This window comes from Microbacterium sp. A93 (genome assembly GCF_051842835.1).
This window is the reverse complement of record NZ_JBPXMT010000025.1, coordinates 1-5945: the sequence shown is the minus strand read 5'-3', so window position 1 is coordinate 5945 and position 5945 is coordinate 1. Positions and strand designations below refer to the sequence as shown.

Genomic DNA, 5945 nt, shown 5'->3' with positions numbered 1-5945 from the left:
AAAGTTGCTTCGGAGCAACGAGTCAGTCGCTGAGGCGGTGGCTTGGGGGTCCGGATGTAGCGGATTGGGACTTCGGTTCTGACCCGGGGAATCGCCGGAAACGCCGATTTGACGGGGAGGGAATGAGGGCCTAAGCTTGAAAAGCCGCAGATGGGAAAAGCAAAGATTTCCCCGGTCTAAACCGGATTCTTTGTGAGTAGTCATCATGTGCCTGTTGTTTGAGAACTCAATAGTGTGCCAAGTTTATTGATGCCAATTTATTAAATTGGTTATAGCTGCTGGTGCGCACCCCGTGTGTGCTGGTGGTTTTGCCATGGATTGAATGATGGCTGGCCTGGTTTTCCGCTGGGTTGGTTGTTGTTTCTTTTGTAGTTTTTTACGGAGAGTTTGATCCTGGCTCAGGATGAACGCTGGCGGCGTGCTTAACACATGCAAGTCGAACGCTGAAGCCCCAGCTTGCTGGGGTGGATGAGTGGCGAACGGGTGAGTAACACGTGAGTAACCTTCCCTTGACTCTGGGATAAGCCCGGGAAACTGGGTCTAATACCGGATACGACCCTCCGCCGCATGGTGTGGGGGTGGAAAGATTTATCGGTCTTGGATGGACTCGCGGCCTATCAGCTTGTTGGTGAGGTAATGGCTCACCAAGGCGACGACGGGTAGCCGGCCTGAGAGGGTGACCGGCCACACTGGGACTGAGACACGGCCCAGACTCCTACGGGAGGCAGCAGTGGGGAATATTGCACAATGGGCGCAAGCCTGATGCAGCGACGCCGCGTGAGGGATGACGGCCTTCGGGTTGTAAACCTCTTTCAGTAGGGAAGAAGCGAAAGTGACGGTACCTGCAGAAGAAGCGCCGGCTAACTACGTGCCAGCAGCCGCGGTAATACGTAGGGCGCGAGCGTTATCCGGAATTATTGGGCGTAAAGAGCTCGTAGGCGGTTTGTCGCGTCTGCCGTGAAAGCCCGGGGCTTAACCCCGGGTCTGCGGTGGGTACGGGCAGACTAGAGTGCAGTAGGGGAGACTGGAATTCCTGGTGTAGCGGTGAAATGCGCAGATATCAGGAGGAACACCGATGGCGAAGGCAGGTCTCTGGGCTGTTACTGACGCTGAGGAGCGAAAGCATGGGGAGCGAACAGGATTAGATACCCTGGTAGTCCATGCCGTAAACGTTGGGCACTAGGTGTGGGGGACATTCCACGTTTTCCGCGCCGCAGCTAACGCATTAAGTGCCCCGCCTGGGGAGTACGGCCGCAAGGCTAAAACTCAAAGGAATTGACGGGGGCCCGCACAAGCGGCGGAGCATGCGGATTAATTCGATGCAACGCGAAGAACCTTACCAAGGCTTGACATGTTCCCGACCGGGCCAGAGATGGTCTTTCCCCTTTGGGGCGGGTTCACAGGTGGTGCATGGTTGTCGTCAGCTCGTGTCGTGAGATGTTGGGTTAAGTCCCGCAACGAGCGCAACCCTCGTTCCATGTTGCCAGCGGGTTATGCCGGGGACTCATGGGAGACTGCCGGGGTCAACTCGGAGGAAGGTGGGGACGACGTCAAATCATCATGCCCCTTATGTCTTGGGCTTCACGCATGCTACAATGGCCGGTACAATGGGTTGCGATACTGTGAGGTGGAGCTAATCCCAAAAAGCCGGTCTCAGTTCGGATTGGGGTCTGCAACTCGACCCCATGAAGTCGGAGTCGCTAGTAATCGCAGATCAGCAACGCTGCGGTGAATACGTTCCCGGGCCTTGTACACACCGCCCGTCAAGTCACGAAAGTCGGTAACACCCGAAGCCGGTGGCCCAACCCTTGTGGGGGGAGCCGTCGAAGGTGGGACTGGCGATTGGGACTAAGTCGTAACAAGGTAGCCGTACCGGAAGGTGCGGCTGGATCACCTCCTTTCTAAGGAGCCCCTAATCATTCATGCTGCTGACCGTTGTGTTGGTGGTGTGGTGGTTCAGGTGTAGTGCTCGTTGCGGCCCCGCATGTGGGTCGGCGAGTTGCTCATGGGTGGAACATCAATGAATCGTGCCCTGGTCGTATCGGCTGGTGGTCTCGTAGTACTGCGTTTGGAATGGGTGTCCCGGGTGTTTGCCTGGGGTGCCGCGCCGGCGTGTGGAAGGGGATCACTGGACCGGATGGATGAGGGTCTTGGCACACTGTTGGGTCCTGGGACAACAGGACCGACTGCTTTCCTGGTGTCCTCACTGTTTGTGTGGGGGTGTTGGGGGGTGGTTGTTCCGGGTGGTCACTCTTCTTTTGTGGGGGGTGGCTCGTCCTGGTTCCGGCCATGCTGAAGCGTCACCGTATAACCCTCTTTGAAGGGGTGGTGGTGTGGGGGTGTGGTGCGGGTTGTTGTTTGGGAACTGCATAGTGGACGCGAGCATCTTATTTTTATTGCTGCCGCATACTGCCCCCTGGTGGTGTGTGGTGGCGCCGAGAATGTAGTCATCTTTTGATCCCGCCCTTCCTTCGTGTTGGGTGGGTGCTCATAGAGGGCTTGGCCTTGTGTGGCTAAGTTTTTTAGGGCGCATGGTGGATGCCTTGGCAACAGGAGCCGATGAAGGACGTGGGAATCTGCGATAAGCCTGGGGGAGTCGATAACCGGACGTTGAGCCCAGGATGTCCGAATGGGGAAACCCCGCACGACGTTGTTCGTGTGACCGCCGGTTGAACACATAGGCCGGTCGGGGGGAACGCAGGGAAGTGAAACATCTCAGTACCTGCAGGAAGAGAAAACAAAAGTGATTCCGTGAGTAGTGGCGAGCGAAAGCGGATGGGGCTAAACCGTTCACGTGTGATACCCGGCAGGGGTTGCGTGTTCGGGGTTGTGGGACTTTTCGTGATGGTTCTGCCGGACTGTCGTGGTGAGGTGCGGGTGTATAGACGAACAGCTTTGGATGGCTGACCGTAGAGGGTGAGAGTCCCGTAGTTGTAATGCATACCGCCGCTTAGAGAATGTTCCCGAGTAGCACGGGGCCCGAGAAATCCCGTGTGAATCTGCCAGGACCACCTGGTAAGCCTGAATACTACCTGTTGACCGATAGCGGATCAGTACCGTGAGGGAATGGTGAAAAGCACCCCGGGAGGGGAGTGAAATAGTACCTGAAACCATGTGCCTACAATCCGTCGGAGCCTGGCCCCCTTTTGGGGGTGTGGGTGACGGCGTGCCTTTTGAAGAATGAGCCTGCGAGTTAGTGCTGTGTCGCGAGGTTAACCCGTGTGGGGAAGCCGTAGCGAAAGCGAGTCTGAATAGGGCGAGTTAGTGGCACGGTCTAGACCCGAAGCGGAGTGATCTACCCATGGCCAGGTTGAAGCGCGTGTAAGAGCGCGTGGAGGACCGAACCCACTTCTGTTGAAAAAGGAGGGGATGAGCTGTGGGTAGGGGTGAAAGGCCAATCAAACTCCGTGATAGCTGGTTCTCCCCGAAATGCATTTAGGTGCAGCGTCACGTGTTTCTTTCCGGAGGTAGAGCTACTGGATGGCAGATGGGCCCTACAAGGTTACTGACGTCAGCCAAACTCCGAATGCCGGAAAGTGAGAGCGTGGCAGTGAGACCGTGGGGGATAAGCTTCATGGTCGAGAGGGAAACAGCCCAGACCACCGGTTAAGGCCCCTAAGCGTGTGCTAAGTGGGAAAGGATGTGGAGTTGCTGTGACAACCAGGAGGTTGGCTTAGAAGCAGCCACCCTTGAAAGAGTGCGTAATAGCTCACTGGTCAAGTGATTCCGCGCCGACAATGTAGCGGGGCTCAAGCACACCGCCGAAACCGTGGCATTCAGATGTATGTCTGGATGGGTAGGGGAGCGTCGTGTACGAGGTGAAGCCAGGGCGGAAGCGTTGGTGGATTGTACACGAGTGAGAATGCAGGCATGAGTAGCGAAAGACGGGTGAGAAACCCGTCCGCCGGATGACCAAGGGTTCCAGGGTCAAGCTAATCTGCCCTGGGTAAGTCGGGACCTAAGGCGAGGCCGACAGGCGTAGTCGATGGACAACGGGTTGATATTCCCGTACCGGCGAAGAACCGCCAATGCTGAGTCGGTGATACTAACCGCCCGAACCTGCCTAGACGCCCTTCGGGGCGCGTGGTGGGCGAGCGCGGGACCTGAACCGGTAAGGCAAGCGTATTAACAGGTGTGACGCAGGAAGGTAGCCGGGCCAGGCAATGGAATTGACCTGGTCCAAGGGTGTAGGGTGTCCGGTTGGTAAATCCGCCGGGCGTGAAGCCTGAGACCCGATAGGCCCCCACTTGGTGGGGGATCCGGTGATCCTATGCTGCCAAGAAAAGCATCGACGCGAGGTTCTAGCCGCCCGTACCCCAAACCGACACAGGTGGTCAGGTAGAGAATACTAAGGCGATCGAGAGAATCATGGTTAAGGAACTCGGCAAAATGCCCCCGTAACTTCGGGAGAAGGGGGGCCCCAACCTTGATGGAACCTTGCGTTCCGGAGGGGATCGGGGCCGCAGAGACCAGGGGGAAGCGACTGTTTATCAAAAACACAGGTCCGTGCGAAGTCGCAAGACGATGTATACGGACTGACTCCTGCCCGGTGCTGGAAGGTTAAGAGGACCTGTTAGCCGTAAGGCGAAGCGGAGAATTTAAGCCCCAGTAAACGGCGGTGGTAACTATAACCATCCTAAGGTAGCGAAATTCCTTGTCGGGTAAGTTCCGACCTGCACGAATGGAGTAACGACTTCCCCGCTGTCTCAACTGTGAACTCGGCGAAATTGCATTACGAGTAAAGATGCTCGTTACGCGCAGAAGGACGGAAAGACCCCGAGACCTTTACTATAGTTTGGTATTGGTGTTCGGTGTGGCTTGTGTAGGATAGGTGGGAGACGTTGAAGCTTGGACGCTAGTTCGAGTGGAGTCATCGTTGAAATACCACTCTGGTCACTCTGGACATCTAACTTCGGCCCGTGATCCGGGTCAGGGACAGTGCCTGATGGGTAGTTTAACTGGGGCGGTTGCCTCCTAAAATGTAACGGAGGCGCCCAAAGGTCCCCTCAGCCTGGTTGGCAATCAGGTGTCGAGTGCAAGTGCACAAGGGGGCTTGACTGTGAGAGCGACAGCTCGAGCAGGGACGAAAGTCGGGACTAGTGATCCGGCGGCACCTCGTGGAAGGGCCGTCGCTCAACGGATAAAAGGTACCTCGGGGATAACAGGCTGATCTTGCCCAAGAGTCCATATCGACGGCATGGTTTGGCACCTCGATGTCGGCTCGTCGCATCCTGGGGCTGGAGTAGGTCCCAAGGGTTGGGCTGTTCGCCCATTAAAGCGGTACGCGAGCTGGGTTCAGAACGTCGTGAGACAGTTCGGTCCCTATCCTCTGCGCGCGCAGGAAATTTGAGAAGGTCTGTCCTTAGTACGAGAGGACCGGGACGGACGAACCTCTGGTATGTCAGTTGTACCGCCAGGTGCACTGCTGATTAGCTACGTTCGGGAAGGATAACCGCTGAAAGCATCTAAGCGGGAAGCCAGCTTCGAGATGAGATTTCCACGACCTTCGGGTCGGGAGGCCCCCAGCAGACCACTGGGTTGATAGGCCGGACGTGGAAGCAAGGACTAACGACTTGCGAAGCTGACCGGTACTAATAGGCCGATAACTTATACACACACCATGACCACGTCTTTTCAAAAGGGGTGTGGTCTGGCCAGATGCGTAGCGTCCACTATGCGGTTGCGAAACAACAACCCGTGATAATTGAACAGTGCAACAGTAGTGTTGTAACTATCAGACTACCCACGACCATGACACGAACCACACCCAGGACATTGTTTGGGGTGTGGTGGGGTGTTGGGTTTGGTTGGGTGAAAGAGTTACGGCGGTCATAGCGTGGGGGAAACGCCCGGTCCCATTCCGAACCCGGAAGCTAAGGCCCACTGCGCCGATGGTACTGCATCCGGGAGGATGTGGGAGAGTAGGACGCCGCCGGACAACCATT

General features: G+C 56.6%; 3 rRNA genes. All 3 read left to right on the top strand.

Annotated features, from left to right (window positions below):
* Positions 1-375: 375 nt before the first annotated feature.
* Positions 376-1901 (top strand): 16S ribosomal RNA (locus ACSU1G_RS34500).
* A gap of 610 nt (positions 1902-2511) precedes the next feature.
* Positions 2512-5615, top strand: a 23S ribosomal RNA gene (locus ACSU1G_RS34495).
* Positions 5616-5821: 206 nt separating this feature from the next.
* Positions 5822-5938: ribosomal RNA gene (rrf, locus tag ACSU1G_RS34490) — 5S ribosomal RNA — on the top strand.
* The 16S, 23S and 5S rRNA genes sit together here, the layout of an rRNA operon.
* The last annotated feature ends 7 nt before the right edge of the window (positions 5939-5945 follow it).